Origin of the sequence: Dialister sp., assembly GCF_051885895.1 — a bacterium.
Taxonomy (GTDB): domain Bacteria; phylum Bacillota; class Negativicutes; order Veillonellales; family Dialisteraceae; genus Dialister.
The window spans coordinates 1-18,290 of sequence record NZ_JBJEXP010000057.1 but is presented as its reverse complement, the minus strand read 5'-3'; the positions used below and the strand labels follow the sequence as shown (position 1 = coordinate 18,290).

The window sequence follows — 18,290 nt, the reverse complement described above, 5'->3', positions numbered from 1 at the left end:
GAGTATATACGGGATTGGCGTCCTGCCTCAGGCGTCATTCCGGTCCAGTCAGCGTGAAAAGACCTGGCGGTATTTTCCGACTTCCATCCCGACCGCGCCGCAAGGCGCCTCCACCAGCTTACCGGCCCTCTATTTTCCATATATGAAGCCGGTACGCGCCCAGCAGGCTGCCTTCCGGCGTGACGGCGGGCACTTCAATGCCTGCCATAAGGGTGCCGTCGCTGGATACGGCAATGTTCTGCAGAGGGCCGGAGGTATGATAGCGGGTAAGGAGGCTGCCGTCGGAGAGGCGGACCACTTCCGCCCCGTGGGCAAGGTAGTCATGGTTTCTTACATTTCTTCCCACCGCCAGAGCGGCCACTCCTTTCCCTACATCCACTGCTTCGATTTCACCGGGTGCGGTGTACTTCCACAGGAAATCTCCCTGCAGGCCGAAGCGGAAGAGGCTGTTGCTGGAAGGATGAATCACCGGCGAGGGCATCTGCCAGTTATCCCGGCTGAAGGTATTGATGGTATCGAAGAGGACGCCGTCGGAAAGGAACCGTGCATCCCTCCCTGCGGCAAAGAACCAGGCGCCGTTGATTTCCTTTGCTTCGGCCAGGTGCCTTTCCCACAGGAGGCGGCCGTCCCGGTCAAAGAGGAAGCCTCTGCCGTCGCTGGTCATAGCCGCCAGATACTGCCCGTCCAATGAATAGGAAGGAGCATTGCGCATGGTAACAGAATCAAAATGATCTGCCAGCGGAATGGATATGCCCTGGATAAGAGTTCCTGTATTCCCATCCAATACATATATATTTCTATTATACTCCAAATTTTCTATTTTTGATTTATCATAATTCGCTGTACCAAAGGCAAAGCGGCTGCCATCGGGAGAGGCTTCGCCCCAGTTTACCCAGGCATCCATAGGCTTTTCTGCAGGATAGCGCCATCTTTCCTTTCCATCGGCTGTGAAGGAAATGACCTGGCTTACATAGCCCCGCTGTCCGTCTCCCTTCACAGTGAAGCGGTAAAAAGCGGCATAAATATTTCCATTTTGGTCTGTGGAAATATGGATGGCCTGCGGGTCTGCCCGAATATCCGGCTCTCCGCCTATGGCATCATAGCCTTTGAATTTCCATAGGAGGTCTCCTGTTTTCACGTTCAGGGCATACAGAAAGCCGTCAGGGCTCTTTTCTCCCACATAGACGGTCTTCCCATCTGCAGACAGCTTCAGGGAGCGGATAAGGCCTGTCCCAATGGAATGGCTCCATTTTTCATCCCCTTCGGCCGATATATGGCGGAGCTCGCCGTTTGCCGTGCCCACAAGCCAGCCTCCGTCAGAAGGGACATAGAGGATTTCTCCTCCTTCAAATCCCATGCGGTCATAATTCCTGCCTGCCATTTCTCCAAGGCTCACCACAATGCCGGCATCTTTATCTTTCGGGGAGAACATCTGCCAGGGCGTGCGGCTTCCTGTCACCCAGAAAAGAGCTGCCCAGGTGCAGGCCAGAAGGAGAAAAACAGCTGTTGTTTTCCATTGTTTCATAAGTACAGTTTCGTCCAGTCATAAATTACGCGGAACATGCCAAAATACAGCCCCTTCAAGGACAGGGCATAGAGAATCCTGCCGGTGCCGCAGCCGAGAACAAAGAGAAGCATCACCAGGCAGGCTGCCTTTTCCTTCGGATTCCAGGGATTTCCCTTTCTCTGCCTAGCCAGGAAAAGCCCACGGCTGGTGACGGAAAGGGACAGGGTCTGTGCCCGCCGAAGGCAGCGGGCCAGAAGCGGTTTAATCATATAAGGAATATGACGGAGCACCGCATGCCTTCCCCGTTTCGCCGCGCTCCTGAGCTGCAGGGCTGTCATCACTTCCCCCGCTTCCGCTGCCAGGATGGGGAAAAAGCGGACTGCCGTAACAAGCATGAAGGAAGCCTGGGGAGAAAGGTGCCAGGCGGTCAGCCCTTTCAGAAGATTTCTGGGATCGCTGGTCCAGCATACAAGAAGCCCCAGAGAAATCATGGAGGCGGTACGCATGCCCTGGACAGCGCCGTAAATAATGCCCTCCCGGTAAATGTACAGTCCGCCGGTCAGAGAGCCGAGAAAGGGAAAGTCCGGCGAAAGCAGCATCACAAGAGGCGTGCGGGGATTCTGGTTGAAGAAAAGGGCCTGGCTGGAGATGGAGCCCCAAAGTCCCAGAAGAAGGAAAATGGACAGCACCTTCCATTTATACACCGGCGTCTTTCCCAGAAAATGAAGAAGCAGGGTAATGGTAAAAAGAATAAACAGGGTACGGGCATTATCCACGATCACCATCATCAGGGCATAGAGAAGAAGCACAGACAGTTTGGTTCTTCCGTCCAGGGCGGAAATCAGGGATTTCCTGTCACCGCCTTCCCAGGTCTGTCTCAGCGACATGGGCCATCACCTCCTCAATGGTTACGCAGGGCTCCAGGCCCAGCTGCAGGGAAAGCGCAAGCATGGGCGGCAGAGAGAGTCCGCTTTCCATCATCAGCTCCCTCCGGCTGAACAGATCATGCGGCCTGCCATGGGCCATAAGCCTGCCTTCCTTCAATACATAAACTTCATCTGCCAGATCGGCAGCCAGTTCCATATCATGGGTACAGATAAAAATGGTACGGCCTTCAGCGGAAGCGTATCGGAGCATTTCCCGGATGTCCCGAAGGCTCTTCTGGTCCTGTCCGGTGGTGGGTTCATCCAGAATCAGTAGATCATTGTCCTTCCTTGCCAGAAGGGCGCCGAATACCACCCGGAGCCGCTGCCCTTTGGAGAGAGCCAGGGGAAAATCATGACGGTAATGGGCAATGTGAAGCTTGTGCAGGAGCCGGTCCAGCTCCTCCTCCGTCATGTCCCTGTTATTCCATGCCAGTTCTTCCTCCACCGAATCGGTGAGAAGCATAAGATCCGCCTCCTGCCGCATGAATCCCACATGGTGGCGCTCCTCTTCCGCCGGCTTTCCATGAATCAGGACCTCCCCCTTTTCCGGCTTCAAAAGGCCGGCCAGGATGTTGAGAAGGGTCGACTTTCCGGCGCCGTTAAATCCCATAAGAGCTGTAATGCTTCCTTCCTTGACCGAGAAGGACAATCCCTTCAGCGTTTCTGCGGAAGCGTCGGGATAGGTATAATGGATATCCCTTCCTTCCAGAATCATGGGGCCCGGAGTCCCTGGTTTGGAAAGCGGAACATGAGGAAGAAAAGAAATCCCTTCCCTGCGGATTTCTTCAACCGTCTGCCCCACATCGGAAGAAATGGAGGACAGATGCAGCTTTCTGGCCAGCTTGACGGTCTGGGGCTCACGGATTCCGTATACTTCCGTATCTCCCATTTTCTCCCATGCCTTTTCCGTCGGTCCGTCATAGACGAAGCAGCCCTGATCCATAATGCAGAGCCTGGGAAAATGGGAAGCCAGTTCATTCACTCTGTGTTCCACCATGAGAATGGTCATCTTTTCTTCCCGGTTCAGCCGGTGGAGAAGAGCCAGAAAATCCTTCACTCCCTGGGGATTCATCTGACTGACCGGTTCATCCAGAATCAGCAGCGCAGGATGGGTGACAAGAATGGATGCCAGGGCCAGACGCTGCCGCTGTCCTCCGGAAAGGGCATGAATGCTTCTTTCTTCCATGCCTGCCAGACCCACCTTGTCCAGAGCGGCAGCCACTTCTTTTCGGATATAAGCTTCTTCTTCTCCCCTGTTTTCCAGGGCAAAAGCCACTTCATCCTCCACGGTCATGGCAAAAAGCTGGTCATCCGGCGTCTGGTACACGGTCCCGGCCACAAGGCCTATATCCTCGGCGGTCATGGATCGGATGTCCCGGCCGCAGAGCTGCATGGTGCCGGTCATTTCCGCATCCTCCAGAAGGCCGGTCATAGCTTTGATAAAGGTGGATTTCCCGCAGCCGGAACGGCCGGCAATGAGCACCATTTCTCCTTCTTCCACTTCCAGACTCAGATGGCGGATGGTAACGTCCTTTCTGCTGCGATAGCGGCAGGAAAAATCACGGACGGAAAGAATCATGATCCCATCACCTGCCTCAGTCGTTTTCCTGTCTTCCAGCCCAGGAAACTCCCCAGACTGCTGTATATAAGACCGTTAATCACCATGTACAGGCCGATAAACCAGTCTGCATAGTACAAACGGTAAAAAAGCATGAGCTGCTGCATGTTGATAAACGTAATGGCTGCATCGCAGAGGCCAAGGACCAGGGAAATGAAAAGTCCGTAGCCCCAGGAAATCCTGTCCTTCCTGTAAAATCCGGAAAGGTAGAGAGCCCCTTCGATAATCACGATAGATACCGCCGTAAGCAGAATGCCCACCGGCGTCACCCGGCCGAAAAGGACAGCCGAAAGCAGCCAGCGGATCAGGTAAAACAGAGCGGTCACACCGGGATAACGGAAAAGCACGAGGAGAGACATGAGAAGCATGTACTGCACCACGCCGCTCAAAAGTCCTGTCACCAGACCGGAAAAAGGCCCCAGTATCACATGCAGGAAATCGCCTGCCAGGGTAACCGGCACCACCACGCCGCCAAAAGCCAGCGCCGCAAAAAGAGCGGCTGCAATATCTCCCCTGGCACCGATATGAATCATGGTCCTCCGGATCCTTCCCAGCGACAGGAGTACCACCAGCAGAGAGAAGCAGGCAGCGCCTGTAGAAATCAGGCCCATGCTCCGGCTTTTGACCACCGTCAGCGGCACTTCCGTCACCTTGCTGTTTTCCCCGTCAGACAGGGTAATGCGCAGATTATATTCCCCTTCGGAAAGGGTAAAGGGATCCGCATATAAAGGAATCACCGCCGTCTGCATCTTGGATCCCTGCAGGGAAAAATCAGTTTCACTGGAAGTCGAATGCTCCTCCGGCGTTGTTCCCTCTTCCGGAGAAGACAGGAGGCCTTCTTTGATATCTCCCGTTCCCCGATCCACCAGCTCGGCCTTAAAATGGACAGGCAGCACATCCTTCTTCGGATTTCTCATGTCCAGCAGCAGATAGGTATCCGGTTTAGCCAGTATGGATGACCAGTCAATGGAGCTTCCGGTCAGATGGTGCTTTATATTTTCCAGGGTCACATCAGGAAGCACCATGGTATTGGCGGAAAGACGGCTGTCCGTCTCCCCCGATTCATTCACCGGCAGCACCACACCCTGGATATACCAGGACTCTTCCCTGCCTGCCTCATCCTCCGGCGCTTCGGAGCCTGCTTCTACCGTATAGTCCACATCCTTTGAAAGGCTCCAGCCGTCCCCTTCCATGGAAACATGAATCGATCCTTTTCCTTCGGGAAGAGAAGAAGAAACGGAAACAGGAATCACCGCAAACCGGTTTCCGAAATCTGCAGGAAGCGTCCATGTGAGATGGACCGTTCCTTCTCCGTCCACTGTCCACTCTTTTCCCTCATGGGCGGAAAGACCGGACGGCAGAGATACGGTCACCTCTGCCTCTTCCTCGGGATGGTTGAAATGATCGGCAGAAATAAAAAGAAGCTGCGTACTGCCGGGACTGGCAGGTTTATCTTTGGAAGCGTTCAGGCTGTAAGGAAACCTCACCTCCAGCTGCACCGGCACCTCCTCTGCCCCAACGGGAAAGAAAAACGCCAGAGCGCCGATCAGCAGCATGAGCATACGGAAAACCATAAAAACCTCATATCTGTATCAATCAGGAAACGGGAAAATAACATATACTTGTTTCATTATACTATGACTGCAGAAAAGATGAAAAGGAGGAAGAGGAAGCGGGAAAAGGGTTCAGAGGGTGTTGGCGCCCTTCGGGCGCAGATCTATAGTCAGCGTTACGAGACTGCCTTTACGACCGGCATGGTCATTCTGAATGCAGGCGAAGAATCTCCCTATGGACACATTTGATTGATTCTCACCAGCCCACCAGTTCAACCAGTCCACTAGCTCATTTAAGCAGTTTTTGGGTTCTTGAACATCACTAGCCATAATTGACACAGTCATTCTGAGCCGAAGGCGAAGAATCTCGGTATGAGCCGCATAAGAAAAGATAGAAAGAATCCCAATCGGCGGATAGGAGACCGGGCGATATTCTCCATCCTCAATCCCGATTCCGCGCCCAGCCGCACTGCAAGGCACCCCACCAGGTACCAGCCACTATATAGCAGGGCGGATTTCTCGACTCCGCTTTGCATCGCTCGAAATGGTGATAAAGCGGGCCGGCTGTATTCCCGATTTGATAGCTTTTTACCAGCTCACCAGCCCGCTATCCCACTGCCTTTCCGACAGACAAATTCCCGGTACCGGGTACCGGGAATCTGTATTTACATATTGGCCGCAGTTCTCCAGATATGGAGAAGCTGGTCTTCTGATATTTTATCCACCTGGAAATAGGAAGCGCCCATGGCCTTGGCCAGTTTTTTGGCAAGTCCCAGCTTGATAAATCCGGATTCCGTATCAATGACTGCTACAGGAATATTTCTTCTGCCGATGCGTTTGGCTTCTTCCAGAGCATCGGTGACCGGATTGGTCCCTTTATTCAGGGGGCTGGTGGCCCTGCCGTCGGTGATGAGGATCATTACCGGATCCTGGTTGGCATCCTGGCGGTAAAGCATATCCAGTACGTCTTCCGCCTTGAGGAGGCCCTTGGCCAGAGGAGTCTTGCCGCCGGTGGGCATGGAGGCCAGTTTCTTCTGGGCAAAATCAACGGATCTTGTCACCGGAAGAAGGACTTCCGCCTGGTTCTTGCGGAAGGCAACCATGCCTACCCGGTCTCTTTTCTGGTAAGCGTCGAGAAGAATTTTGAAAATAACGCCTTTCACCGTTTTCATTCGTTCCCTGGCTCCCATGGAACCGCTGGCATCCACCACGAAGAGGAAGATATTGCCTGTCCTCTTTTCGCGGACCTTGCTCCGAAGGTCATCTTTACGAATGACCACGGCACAGCCGTTGGAGGGTCTGGCTTTCTGATAGGGAGCTGCAGCGCGGAGGGTAGCATCGAAGGCGATATCCGACGTTTTGGATTTGGGAATTTCCGCCCTTACATACCGTCCCTGCATGAGGTCGGTCATGGTGAGGCTTCGTTTGCCGCTGCCTTTTTTCGGTTTTCTGTCCTTCGACGGTTCGATCCACATGGGCGGCAGGTTTACATGAAGGTCTGCCGCATCGATTCTTTCACGGCTCTCCCCTCTTGGATTGGAAAGGCGGGCATTGTCCTGGTTCTGTTCCTGGTTTCCGTCTTCTGCATCCTCTGTATTCATCTGCGGCGGCTGTGCTTCCGGAGGATGGCTGAATTCATTGTCCGAGGGCTGCTGCTGTTCCTGCTGCTGCGGCGGTTCTTCTTCCTGCTGCTGTTCCTGCTGAGGTTCTTCCTGAGGCTCCGGTTCTTCCGCTTCCTCTGCTTTTCTCATGCGGTGAGGCAGCACGAATTCAGCCGCTTTTTCCAAGTCCTTGGGAAGAATGTATTTCCTTCCTTCCAGGGCTGCTTCCGCCCTGGCGGCTTCAATCAGGTAAATATCCGCTCTGTGGCCTGCCACATGGGCCTTCAGAGTATATACCGCCGCCAGCTGGATCATGGCGGAGGATACTTCTACAGAAGAAAGGGCCTTTCTGGCATCCCTGATTTTCTGCCTCAGAGCATCCGTTTCCTTCTGCCAGTGCGCACGGAAGGCGATTCCGTCTTTCTCAAAGGCAAGAACGCGGCGGATAATTTCCAGCCGGGTCTCATCATCATAGGAGGGGTCCGCCTGGGCAAAAAGCCCGAACCGGTCCAGTGAAGAGGCGGACAGGGTACCGCTTTCCGGATTCATAACCGAAAGCACGGTGAAGGAGGTATTCCTCTGTTCCGAGAGCCCGTCCCGTTCCAGCCTGTATCCGCCGGCTTCACGGATGTTCAGCACGGCAGAAAGTAAATCATCCCGAAGAAGATTGACATCATCAATATAGATTATCCCCTGATCCGCTTCGTCAATGAGTCCGGGAAGGAGTTTCTTATGACCGCTGCGGATTGCCTCTTCTGTATCAATGGAACCAAAGAGCCTGTCTTCCGTAATACTGATAGGGATTTCCACCCAGGGCGAATCCACCAGTTCACGGGCACTTCTGACCAGCGTGGATTTGCCGGTCCCCTTTTCCCCGGAAAGGAGGAGTCCTCCTGCAAAGGGATTCACCAGGGTAAGGAGAATGGCTTCTTTGGCTTTTTCCATTCCGCAGACAGCGGCAAAGGGAAAGAGATTACGCTTCATCGTCAATAACCTTGTCCACTTCAGACCAGTCCAGCGTCTGTTCTTCAAATGGACGGCGTCTCATACGATGGGGCAGAGCCAGTCTGGAAGCTTCCCGGATGTCTTCTTTGGTGACTTCTGTATGTCCTGCCACAGCAGCAATGGTTTCTGCAGTCTTAATCAGGGTAATGTCGGCACGGTGTCCGTCTACGCCCAGAGTAATGGAAATCTTGGCTGCCAGAAGAAGAATGTCGTTGGAAGCGGTAACCTGAGGCAGAAGCTTCATGGCCCTTTCGATGCGGCGCACTTCTTTGGCCTGTTCATCCTTCCACTGTTCCAGGAAAGGTTCCGGATCAGCTTCATAGGCCAGTCTTCTCTTAATGATTTCCGCTCTCTTTTCCGGATCCTGTTCGCCTACTACTTTTACAGAAAGGGCAAAGCGGTCCAAAAGCTGTGGACGGATATCCCCTTCTTCCGGGTTCATGGTGCCTACCAGGGAGAAGCGGGCCGGATGGGAATAGGAAATTCCTTCACGTTCTACTGTATTGATGCCCATGGCAGCGGAGTCCAGGAGTACATCCACCACGTGGTCATCCAGCAGGTTGATTTCATCTACATAGAGAATGTTTCTGTTGGCATCAGCCAGAATCCCTGTTTCAAAGGAACGCTTGCCTTCACGGATAGCTGCTTCAATATCCAGTGTGCCTACCACGCGGTCTTCTGTAGCACTGACAGGAAGTTCCACCACTTTCATGGGAAGCATTTCTACCGGCGGTTCTTCATGGTCATACTTTTCATGGCATTCATCGCACCAGTTAGCCCGGTCATCAGGATCGTCGTGGAAACGGCAGCCCTTAATGCATTTCCGGGGCGGAAGAAGATCTGCCAGCGCACGGACAGCCGTGGATTTAGCCGTTCCTTTTTCCCCCTGAATCAGTACGCCGCCCAGTTTCGGATTCACGACGTTCAGTACCAGTGCTTTTTTCATGGTGTCCTGCCCGATAATGGCAGTAAATGGGAATGTTCCCTGTCTTTTCATATATCCTCCTCATATTTAAGAAAAATTAATGGACTAGCGAGGCTGCTTGGCAGCCAGGATTGACGTCCCTTACGGACTGAAATTTGATGAGCTCTGCGGGCCCAAAGGTGCTTAAGTGTGACGGCCATTGGGGCCGAAGGTTTTGGCAGGCGTCTTAAAAAATGAAGGCCGCCGGCTCTGGCAATCTTAAGAACTTTTTTCACAGCAGTTTCCCGCCATAAATGACTGTCCGGCAAATTCACCGGTTCTTTTCCAGATATTTCCGGATGAAGAATTTCTTCATGGCACATTCGGCCTCGGAAGGCCGCACATGGCCATCCTTATCCAGCCACCTTGAAAAACAGCCGCCCCCGCAGAGGGGAAAATATTCACAGCTCCGGCACTTGGCCATGGCTGTTTTTATAAAAGCGCCCACCTTCCTTACACGCTCCGGGTCCCGGCCGGTTTCCACTGTCCCCAGCAGGTAGGATTCCCGTCCCATGAGGGAGGAGCAGGCGTAAATATAACCTTGTACATCAACAAAGGCAGCCTCGCCGTTCATGGCGTAGCACTGGGGAAATTCATAGTTTCCCGTTTTATGAAGCCGCTCTGCCCGGTCTTCCTGGGTAAAATGGACATGCCTTCCTGTAACCTTTTCCAGCATTTCCATGCGGTGATACACCGCCTCCAGAGCTTCCGTCATGGCTTCTGCAGAAGGTTCATGAAGGGAGCTGCCCCTTCCCTGTTCCCGCAGAATGTCGAACCCCACCTGATGCACATTGCCGTAGAACTGGGCCATGTCTGCAATACCGGGAAGGTCCTTCACCATATCCTCTGTCACCACGCAGGTAATGCCGGTGCCGATGCCTTCCTCCGCCAGGTTTCGGAAACCGGCGGCTGCCGCCTTGGAGGAAGAGGAACCGTCCTTCATGGGCCGGGTCCTGTCCATGACAGAAGGCCTCCCGTCGCAGGATATGCCGATTCCCACACCATGGTCATAGAGGAAACGCCCTATATCCCTGGTCAGAAGAGATCCGTTGGTCTGGATCTGCATCTGGGCATCGAAATGATTTTCCTCCACCAGATGTACCAGCTTTCGAATCAGCGGAAATCGGAGCAGCGGCTCTCCGCCGGAAAACTGAAGGAGAAATCTTTCTCCTGACGCTCCGGCCATCATCACCGCCTTGACGGCTGTCTCTTCCGCCATATCTCTGGCATCCACGTCAGAGGCATAGCAGTAGCGGCAGGCAAAATTGCAGCGTCCCGTGAGAGTGAGCACCAGCATGCGGATGGGCGGGATTTTATTCATCCTCGTCTCCGTCATCTTCCAGTTCCCCTTCCACAGAAAGGTAAAGCTGCTGCAGTTCTTCCTTCATTTCATCACCGGCATTCCACATATTCCGCTGGTCTGCCTCCAGAAGGGTTTCCGCAATATTCTGCAGAGCCCAGGGATTAACCTTCTTCATCCACTGCTGCATCTTGGGATCCAGAGCATATTTCTGGGCATACTGTTCATACATCCAGTCATCCATGACACCGCTGGTAGCATCCCACTGGAAGCTGATGGAGAGCCGGTTTGCCAGATCCGTAGCTCCCTTGTACCCGTGCTTCATCAAACCTTCAATGAATTTCGGGTTCATGGATTCGCTGCGGAATACCCGTTTCATTTCTTCCTGCACCGTCTTCACGCCTACGGCAGACCGGTTGGTGCTGTCGCCCACATAGGACTCCGGCGTCTTTTTGCCCAGACTCTTGACGGCGGCAATCATGCCGCCATGGAAGGCATTGTAGTCATCGGAGCTTAAAATATTGCTTTCATGGTTTTCTTCATTCTTGACAGTGAGATCCAGGGATGCCAGACGCTTTTTGAAGAGTTCCGGCTTGAAGACGCCCCGGTTTCCGCCGCCGAATACATGACCGCCCCAGCGGACATACACATTGGCCAGGTCGTCCTCATTCTGCCAGTTCTTGGAATCAAGCACGGTATTGACGCCGGCGCCGTATGTACCGGGCGCATCGCCGAAAATGCGGAATGCCGCATTTCTCCAGGCATCATCGGCATCTACCCCTTCATCTTCCATGGTCTTTGTATCTTCCAGTACATGTTTTCTGACAAAGTTGTCCTCCGGCGATTCATCCAGAGAAGCTGCCAGCAGCACCGCCTGATCCATCAGCTCTGCCAGCTGGGGAAGGGTATCGCGGAACAGTCCGCTGATTCGTGCCGTCACGTCGATTCTCGGACGCTTCAGGGCAGTGAGAGGAATGACTTCCAGTCCCGACACTTTAAGGCTTCCCTTCTGCCATACCGGTTTCACGCCCAGCATGTACAGGAATTCCGCAATATCCTGGCCGGAAGAACGCATATTGGGGCCGGACCAGAGAATCATGCCCATATTTTCCGGATACTTGCCCTGGTCTGCAATAAATTTTTCAATCATCCGGTCTCCCAGCTTGACACCCAGCTGCCAGCCCGTAGGAGAAGGAAGGGTTCTGGGATCCACGCCGTAGAAATTCCGTCCGGAAGGCAGGAGGCTCACGCCGCCGGCATTCGGAGACCCCGATGGTCCCGGTTCCACATACCGTCCGTCAAGGGCATCCAGGGTATGGTCCATTTCATCGGTGGTTTTTTCAATGCGGGGATAGATTTCTCCGGTTACGAAATGGAGAAGGCTTTCCAGTTTTTCCTTCCATTCCTTTTCCCCTTCCGCTTCCGGCAGAGCCATGGCCTTTTCTATGGCTTCCTCCGTAAAGCCTCCGTCCTGTACCGCTTTGATCACTGTCTTTGCTTCTTTGCGGATGCGGGTCATCAGTTCCCCGTAGGTGCATTTCATATCATCAAAAAGTTCCGAAGAGTGAGTCTGGATCATATCCAGAGTAGTATGATACTTTTCTGCCCACAGATCATAAATGGAAGGCACCTTGTCATTGGACAGGCGGAGCAGCTGCAGGATTCCGTCGGTGAGGAGATCCCCTTCCAGCGGCTGTCCCAGAATATGAAGACCTACGTGAACCTCGCTGTCCTTCAGTTCTTCAATATAGTTGTGGAGAGTGCTCATATAATCATCGAAGCTGCTGCCTTCCGGGAAAGGAAGATCCTGATCCAGTTTGGCCTTCTTTACCAGCTCCAGTATATTTTTCTCCATGTCCGGCGCCGTGCTTCCTGTTTCCTTCAGGTGGGCATATTCATCCATGGTCTTTTCCAGCTCGGAAATCTCGTCATAGGCGCCGGCATCGGAAACCGGAGCCGGCACATAGCCGATGAGGCAGCCGGAAGCACGCCGTTTGGCAATCATGCCTTCGCCGGTAATGGTCATATGGTAAGGATATACATTGGGCAGATCTCCCAGTGCAATATCCGGATAGCTTTCCTCATCCAGTCCCACACTCTTCCCCGGCAGCCATTCCAGATTGCCGTGAGTACCCATATGAATGACCGCATCGGCCTTCCATACATGGCGCAGCCAGTAATAGAATGCCAGGTACTGATGGGTAGGTGCGATATAGGGATCATGGTATGCCTTGGAAGGATCCATGCCGTACTGGCGGGAAGGCTGTACCGTAAGGAACATATTGCCGTCCATGGTGCCTGGAATCAGGATGTTTCCCTTTTCGGAAATCATCACTTCCCCCGGTGCCTTGCCCCATTCCTCTTTCATTTTCTTCTGGGCATTCTTCCCCAGGGTATGGAAGAAATCAATATATTCTTTAGCCGACAGCTTCTGGCATTCTTCCGCCTGCTTTTCCGTCATCATGGAAATATCATTGGTAGCATGGGAAGTCATGAGCTCGATAAACTTTTCCGTACTCTCCGGAACGAAATCAATGGCATAGCCTTCCGCCTTCATGCGTTTCATCAGACGAATGGCGCTTTCCATGGTATCCAGACCCGATGCGCTGCCGATATTGGAATTCTTGGCAGGATAATTGTGGAAAATAAGAGCAATTTTCTTATTTTCATTCTTCATCCGGTGAAGCCTTCCCCATTTCCCTGCCTTTCCTACCATACGGGAAATCCGTTCGGGAATGGGTTCAAATTCCACAGTGCCGTCTTCCTGCTTCACCCGGCCTGCAATGGGCACGCCGTGGATGACGCCGTCCAGTTCCGGCATGGCGGCAGCAATGGAGGTTTCCACTGCATTCAGTCCTTCCTCGTTGTCCCGCCATTCCTTTTCCGATACCAGAAGCGTATAGGCCGTCAGGAGCGGTACGCCCAGTTTTTTCAGTGTTTCCACATCTGCTCTGCCGCTGCCGGTAAGAGAGAATTTCATGGTGCTTACCAGAGAGTCAATCACCGATTTTCCATCCTGCATAAAGTAGGTAGAAATCACCTCGGAAAGGGTAGGCATGCCCAAACTCAGATCAGGAGATCCGTTGGCAAATACAGGCAGTACGTGGTATCCCTGTTTTTCCGCCTCCTGCATGAATGCATTCTGGTAAGCCAGATCGCCCCAGATCCATTCCTCCCGATAGAACAGGAGCCCGATAACCGGTTTTCCGTCGGATCCATATTTCTGCAGATAGCCTTTGGTATCAGTGGTAAAGCCGCTCTCTGCTTCCGGATCATAAATGCCTGCCCAGGTATAGGTCTGGGGATCCTTCGGCTTCTCGATGGAAGCATCAAAAAGAGAAGAGGCATAGAGCCAGAGATTCTTGAAATTTTCCATACCGCCGTAGAGACAGTATTCCCGGAAATGTTTCATCATGTCATCGGTGAGCCGGTCGCTGTGCTCCGCCGTATCTCCGTCCACCGCATCTACAAAATAGGGAATGCCCGCCTGTTCCAGGAAATGGCGGCAGTCTTTCCAGAAAGAAGACTTCAGAGCATTCTTCATAAGGTGAATCATCACCAGGGAAGCTCCCTTCATCTTCCTTTCCCAGGACATGTTCCAGTCGCTGGTTCTTTCCAGAAATACAGGAATGCAGAGATCAGAAATCCGGCCTTCCTCCTGCAGTGCATCGCAGGCTTTTTTAATGGCAGCATATCGTCTGTCATGGTTCGTCATATAAATAATTTTAACGTCGTCCATACATACCTCTTTCCTTGAAAATAGAGTTTATTGGACACGCCCGGAACGAGCGTGAGGGTTCAAAAGGTTCAGAGGGTTCCTAAGTTTGACAGCGGCTTTCAGCCGCTGAGGGCAGCAGTATCGTCCTGCGGACAATGTGTATAAAGTCAGCGTTACGTACTTACCTGCCTGCTTTCTTCCAAACCTTATAAATCTGTCTCCAGTCCCTTTCATAATTTCTATTATTTTTACTAATTTACTTTATATATTATACTATTTTCAACATATTTTTAAAGCTGAATTTTTTGATTTATTTAAGAAACCGCTGATACATTCACAGAATCCGATTTTCCATCATTAAAAAAGCACTGATTTATGCCGAATTTTTCGACATTCAGTGCTTTTCAGAAATTTCCTGTTTAATTTCAAATCTTTTCTTTAATTACATGGCCGCGGGAACTGCAGCGTATCTGCCTCAGCCGGGCGTTCCATAATTTTTCATAAAGCGCGGCCGCTCCCCGAAAACCGCAGTACGGCAGGTCGGATACCAGAACCTCATCATAGGAAGGGCGGGCAATATGACAGGAAACATAAGATTTTCCCAGCCGGTCCAGCCGGGCCGTCTCATGACTGCTGGACAAGACAAGGCCGTTTTCCCAATTCTCATAATCCTTCTTGATTTCCTCATCATCCACCGTGACCCTTCGAATCACGTCTGCCGCCTTTACTGATTTTTCTGACGCTGCCGTCAAGTGGACCGTAAGCTTCGCCGTATCTATCCATTCTCCCCGAACTGCTTCCGCTATGCCCAGGGCTTCCGAAGGAGGCGCCGCTACCAGCACCTGGTCAAACCACAGAGAGCCCCAGAGTGACTCCAGTCCGTTCCCTTTTCTAAGAACTTCCTCCTTCCTTCTTTTTTCCGCCGCCAGAAAATCTGCGCTGCCGGTGCATCCAAGAAGAGAAAGAACCCTGTCTGCCCAGGCCTCGGTCCCCTTAAAACCGTAGGGCATGCCCACCGATGCATAGGGAATATGAAATCTTTTTTCCATTTCCCGGGCCGCCGCAAGTCCCAGCTCATCCCGTACCACCAGGTTGAAGGAAGCGGAAGGAGCTGCCATGATATGATCCCAGCTGTCTCCTGCGCCGGGCATGGAAATGACCCGTATGCCGCAGCCCTCCAGGATCCGGCGGATCTCCCCCGCATCCTGGAGCCCTTTGAGATAAATATCCGACAGGCCCAGCAGGTTGACCGAGTGAGGAACAGCAGAGCAGGGTTTCATTTCTTCCACAATGCGGAGAAAGGCCTGCACAAAGCCTTCTTCAAAGCTGCCCTTTAATCCGCCGCTGTCCATGGTATACACCGGCCAGGGACCCTGGAACGATTCACAGATGCCCCGGATATCATCGCCGATCAGTCCCACGCTGCAGTTATTCATCAGAAAGACACGGTCTGCCTTTTCATGCTCTTTCACAAAAGATAGAGCCCGGAGAATGTCCTTTTCCGTACCATATACCAGGGAAGAGGGCGACGGCTGGGTGCAGCTGATACACCGGCCTGCCCGGCTGTTTTCATCGTCTATATATTTCATGGCATAGAAATAGCACCAGAGAGGGCCGTTGACCACCACCGCACTTTGGGGAATGGAGGCGAAAAATGCCGCCGAACCGGTGAGGCCGCAGGTATCATTATGCTGGCAGGATGATTCAAACTCACACCTTGACATAGGTCATGCCTCCTTTTCTTCCATAGCGGCAGAGCAGGCGGTAAATAGAGCGGAGGAAAACCAGCTCTCCCTCCGTCCCTGCCAGAGGAACCATGGGGATAAAAAGCTGCCGCACCGGAGTATGATAGATTTCATTGGTGGTCAGCAGCAGATCCGCATCTTCCAGTGCTTTCTGTCCTTCCTCTTCTCCCATGACAGGAATGTCTCCCATAGAGGAAATTTCCTGACGAAACAGGCGGATATCCTCTTCCTGCAGATTGGAAAACAGGATCACCCCTGCCGGTACCATGTGAAGGAGCTTCAGGGAACGGATCGTTTCCGCCGGATGATACCAGCGCGTTCCCCGTCCTATGGCAAGAAACGCCCTTTTTCCTTCTGTCACCGGGAGAAAAGAAGCCACCTGGGCCCTGACTCGTGCCATTTCCTGCCGGATCAGTGCCTCTCCCTTCTCCTTTTCTCCCAGATAGGAAGCCAGGGCACGGATCCACTCCACGGTCTTATCCAAACCCAGGGGATAAAAATCTCCCAGGAAAGGCAGGTCGAAGTCCTTCTCCAGAAGGAGAGCCATATCCTTCATTCCTTCCGGCTGTCCCGCAGTTCCCAGCACCACGGACAAAGAAGCCTCCGTTACCCTGCCCCAGTCCCGGAAAGGCACATATCCGGGAAACTGGTACGCCACAGTCAGACCGAAAAAGGAAAGAAGCCGTTTGACTTCCCTGGCATACTGCCCGTGCGGACCCATCTGATCCCCCAGCAGCAGCACCGTGCCCTCTTTATGTTTGTTCTTCCTGAAGAAACGGCGAATCATGGCTTCCATGGTTTTATAATATCCGTCGGAATATTCTCCTCCCAGAAATCCGGAAAAGGGCATGGACAGTACGGGAATCCCGTAAGACGCCTCCGCCCGGGCCGCCTCTTCATCCACATCGTCTCCGATGACGCCTGCTACGCAGGAAGAAGCAATAATAAGACATTCCGGATGATACACCCGCACCGCATAGGCAATGCATTCATGAAGCCGGTCAATCCCTCCGAAAATGCTGTCCTTTTCCCTCAAATGAGATGAAATCAGCGGCACCGGATCTCCGTCCAGAGAACTGCCGTCAGCTTCTATCCGATAATGACTGCCTAAATCCATAATGGAAGCCACATGGGCACAGCCCAGGGGACTGTGGAAAATAACCACGCAGCCCTTCGCATAGGCCGCCGCCCGCCACACGCCGGTCATGGTACAGCTGGCATTGCAGTTTTTCGAAAGAAGCCATTTTGTTTTAAGTGCCATACCTTTCCACCAGCTTTTCCAGATCATCAAAACTCATAGGCCGGGGAATAGAAGTCTCTTCATTGGTAAGGATAGTCTCCGCCAGTTTTCTATAGACCTCTGCCTGCGGTGAATCAGGAGCATACTGGAGGACGGTCTCCCTGTGATTTTCCGCCAGATTCACCGTCTTATCCCGGGGGATAAATGCTACCAGCCGGCTGTTCAGCTTTTCCGCGAATTCCAGAAGCAGTTCCCTTTCTCCCGGCACATTCCTGCTGTTCCCGATAATGCCTGCCAGCCGGACCTTTCCCCGGGATGCAAACCGGGCAATGCCCTTGGCAATATTATTAGCCGCATAGAGAGACATGAGCTCACCGGATGAAACGATATAGATTTCCTCTGCATACCCTTCCCTGATAGGCATGGCAAATCCGCCGCACACCACATCTCCCAGCACATCATAGAGAATGACATCACTTTCCGGCAGTGCATGGAGACGGTCCAGCAGCTGCAGGGCCACAATGATTCCCCTGCCGGCGCAGCCTACGCCCGGCTCCGGCCCCCCTGCTTCCACACAGGTAATCCCGTGGAAACCGGTGTGGATGATATCCTCCTTCTTTATATCTCCTGCCTCCTTCAGCCGGATCATATCCAGAACCGTAGAGCGGCAGATATGTCCCAGCAGAAGCCGGGTCGAATCATTCTTCGGATCACAGCCGATCTGGCAGACCCTCTGCCCCATCAGGCTCAAAGCGGCGGATACATTAGATGCCGTAGTAGACTTTCCAATGCCGCCCTTCCCATAAAAAGCGATTTTCCTCATAAAGCTCCTCCTTCATGAAAAAGGAAATGTGTTTCCCTTCTATATATTATAGCAGAGAATTAGAAATTGATGGGATAATGGTTCTTTGATCCGGTTATGAGGAATCATCTTCAGGGAAAGCTCCCCCCTTCATGCGGTCAAAGGATGCATAGAGACGGTTGACGGGACCTTTGGCAACCGAAAGTGAATAATATCCCAAGATGAGCCAACAACCAGTCCACTGGCCTACCATCCCGCTAAACGCCCGCCAAAGCTGCGTTTTCACCATAGCAAAAGCCCCTCTGCACAGG

General features: G+C 52.8%; 13 protein-coding genes. 1 reads left to right on the top strand and 12 read right to left on the bottom strand.

The features are described from left to right. Positions 1 to 118: 118 nt before the first annotated feature. Genes ACI4N7_RS04805 through ACI4N7_RS04790 form a run of 4 tightly spaced genes read right to left on the bottom strand, consistent with a single transcriptional unit; the run spans position 119 to position 5,625 of the window. Entirely contained in the window at positions 119 to 1,525 is a 1,407-nt protein-coding gene (locus ACI4N7_RS04805) for a WD40 repeat domain-containing protein (RefSeq protein WP_439732229.1), read from the bottom strand. Next, positions 1,522 to 2,394, bottom strand: a complete 873-nt coding sequence (locus tag ACI4N7_RS04800) for an energy-coupling factor transporter transmembrane component T family protein (protein ID WP_439732228.1) — start codon at positions 2,392 to 2,394, stop codon at positions 1,522 to 1,524. Before ACI4N7_RS04800 ends, ACI4N7_RS04805 begins: the two co-directional genes overlap by 4 nt. Next, positions 2,363 to 4,012 carry an ABC transporter ATP-binding protein gene (locus tag ACI4N7_RS04795; protein ID WP_439732227.1) on the bottom strand — a complete coding sequence of 550 codons (1,650 nt, stop codon included), beginning with the start codon at positions 4,010 to 4,012 and terminating at the stop codon, positions 2,363 to 2,365. The genes ACI4N7_RS04800 and ACI4N7_RS04795 overlap by 32 nt, the downstream gene beginning before the upstream one ends. Next, positions 4,009 to 5,625: a hypothetical protein gene (locus tag ACI4N7_RS04790; protein WP_439732226.1), complete on the bottom strand. Its 1,617-nt coding sequence runs from the start codon at positions 5,623 to 5,625 to the stop codon at positions 4,009 to 4,011. Before ACI4N7_RS04790 ends, ACI4N7_RS04795 begins: the two co-directional genes overlap by 4 nt. Positions 5,626 to 5,688: 63 nt before the next feature. On the opposite strand from ACI4N7_RS04790, the gene ACI4N7_RS04785 reads away from it, so the two are divergent. Further along, complete coding sequence (locus tag ACI4N7_RS04785; protein WP_439732225.1) at positions 5,689 to 5,853, top strand: hypothetical protein; 165 nt, start codon at positions 5,689 to 5,691, stop codon at positions 5,851 to 5,853. 416 nt (positions 5,854 to 6,269) lie between these two features. Here ACI4N7_RS04785 and ACI4N7_RS04780 read toward each other — a convergent pair whose 3' ends face one another. The 8 genes from ACI4N7_RS04780 to ACI4N7_RS04745 all read right to left on the bottom strand — a co-directional run. Continuing rightward, positions 6,270 to 8,150, bottom strand: coding sequence for a VWA domain-containing protein (locus ACI4N7_RS04780; RefSeq protein ID WP_439732224.1), 1,881 nt, complete (start codon positions 8,148 to 8,150; stop codon positions 6,270 to 6,272). Between the two features lie 28 nt (positions 8,151 to 8,178). Next, on the bottom strand, positions 8,179 to 9,207 hold the full coding sequence (locus tag ACI4N7_RS04775; RefSeq protein ID WP_439732223.1) for an ATP-binding protein: 1,029 nt from the start codon (positions 9,205 to 9,207) through the stop codon (positions 8,179 to 8,181). Positions 9,208 to 9,445: 238 nt separating this feature from the next. Then, positions 9,446 to 10,495 carry a radical SAM protein gene (locus tag ACI4N7_RS04770; RefSeq protein ID WP_439732222.1) on the bottom strand — a complete coding sequence of 350 codons (1,050 nt, stop codon included), beginning with the start codon at positions 10,493 to 10,495 and terminating at the stop codon, positions 9,446 to 9,448. Further along, positions 10,488 to 14,213 carry a cobaltochelatase subunit CobN gene (cobN, locus tag ACI4N7_RS04765; protein WP_439732221.1) on the bottom strand — a complete coding sequence of 1,242 codons (3,726 nt, stop codon included), beginning with the start codon at positions 14,211 to 14,213 and terminating at the stop codon, positions 10,488 to 10,490. Before cobN ends, ACI4N7_RS04770 begins: the two co-directional genes overlap by 8 nt. 404 nt (positions 14,214 to 14,617) lie before the next feature. Further along, positions 14,618 to 15,916, bottom strand: a complete 1,299-nt coding sequence (locus tag ACI4N7_RS04760) for a nitrogenase component 1 (RefSeq protein ID WP_439732220.1) — start codon at positions 15,914 to 15,916, stop codon at positions 14,618 to 14,620. Then, entirely contained in the window at positions 15,903 to 17,198 is a 1,296-nt protein-coding gene (locus ACI4N7_RS04755) for a nitrogenase component 1 (protein ID WP_439732219.1), read from the bottom strand. The genes ACI4N7_RS04760 and ACI4N7_RS04755 overlap by 14 nt, the downstream gene beginning before the upstream one ends. After that, positions 17,188 to 18,000, bottom strand: a complete 813-nt coding sequence (locus ACI4N7_RS04750) for a nucleotide-binding protein (RefSeq protein ID WP_439732218.1) — start codon at positions 17,998 to 18,000, stop codon at positions 17,188 to 17,190. Before ACI4N7_RS04750 ends, ACI4N7_RS04755 begins: the two co-directional genes overlap by 11 nt. Before the next feature lie 94 nt (positions 18,001 to 18,094). After that, positions 18,095 to 18,290, bottom strand: a 196-nt coding sequence (locus tag ACI4N7_RS04745; RefSeq protein ID WP_439732217.1) for a hypothetical protein, incomplete at its 5' end; no start/stop codon positions are given.

What these genes read in the sequence shown, in the direction of transcription:
- ACI4N7_RS04795 (WP_439732227.1), bottom strand. Translation starts at nt 4,012, where the DNA reads ATGATTCTTTCCGTCCGTGATTTTTCCTGCCGCTATCGCAGCAGAAAG.
- ACI4N7_RS04790 (WP_439732226.1), bottom strand. Translation starts at nt 5,625, where the DNA reads ATGGTTTTCCGTATGCTCATGCTGCTGATCGGCGCTCTGGCGTTTTTC.
- ACI4N7_RS04805 (WP_439732229.1), bottom strand. Translation starts at nt 1,525, where the DNA reads ATGAAACAATGGAAAACAACAGCTGTTTTTCTCCTTCTGGCCTGCACC.
- ACI4N7_RS04800 (WP_439732228.1), bottom strand. Translation starts at nt 2,394, where the DNA reads ATGTCGCTGAGACAGACCTGGGAAGGCGGTGACAGGAAATCCCTGATT.
- ACI4N7_RS04770 (WP_439732222.1), bottom strand. Translation starts at nt 10,495, where the DNA reads ATGAATAAAATCCCGCCCATCCGCATGCTGGTGCTCACTCTCACGGGA.
- ACI4N7_RS04780 (WP_439732224.1), bottom strand. Translation starts at nt 8,150, where the DNA reads ATGGAAAAAGCCAAAGAAGCCATTCTCCTTACCCTGGTGAATCCCTTT.
- cobN (WP_439732221.1), bottom strand. Translation starts at nt 14,213, where the DNA reads ATGGACGACGTTAAAATTATTTATATGACGAACCATGACAGACGATAT.
- ACI4N7_RS04750 (WP_439732218.1), bottom strand. Translation starts at nt 18,000, where the DNA reads ATGAGGAAAATCGCTTTTTATGGGAAGGGCGGCATTGGAAAGTCTACT.
- ACI4N7_RS04760 (WP_439732220.1), bottom strand. Translation starts at nt 15,916, where the DNA reads ATGTCAAGGTGTGAGTTTGAATCATCCTGCCAGCATAATGATACCTGC.
- ACI4N7_RS04785 (WP_439732225.1), top strand. Translation starts at nt 5,689, where the DNA reads ATGACTGCAGAAAAGATGAAAAGGAGGAAGAGGAAGCGGGAAAAGGGT.
- ACI4N7_RS04775 (WP_439732223.1), bottom strand. Translation starts at nt 9,207, where the DNA reads ATGAAAAGACAGGGAACATTCCCATTTACTGCCATTATCGGGCAGGAC.
- ACI4N7_RS04755 (WP_439732219.1), bottom strand. Translation starts at nt 17,198, where the DNA reads ATGGCACTTAAAACAAAATGGCTTCTTTCGAAAAACTGCAATGCCAGC.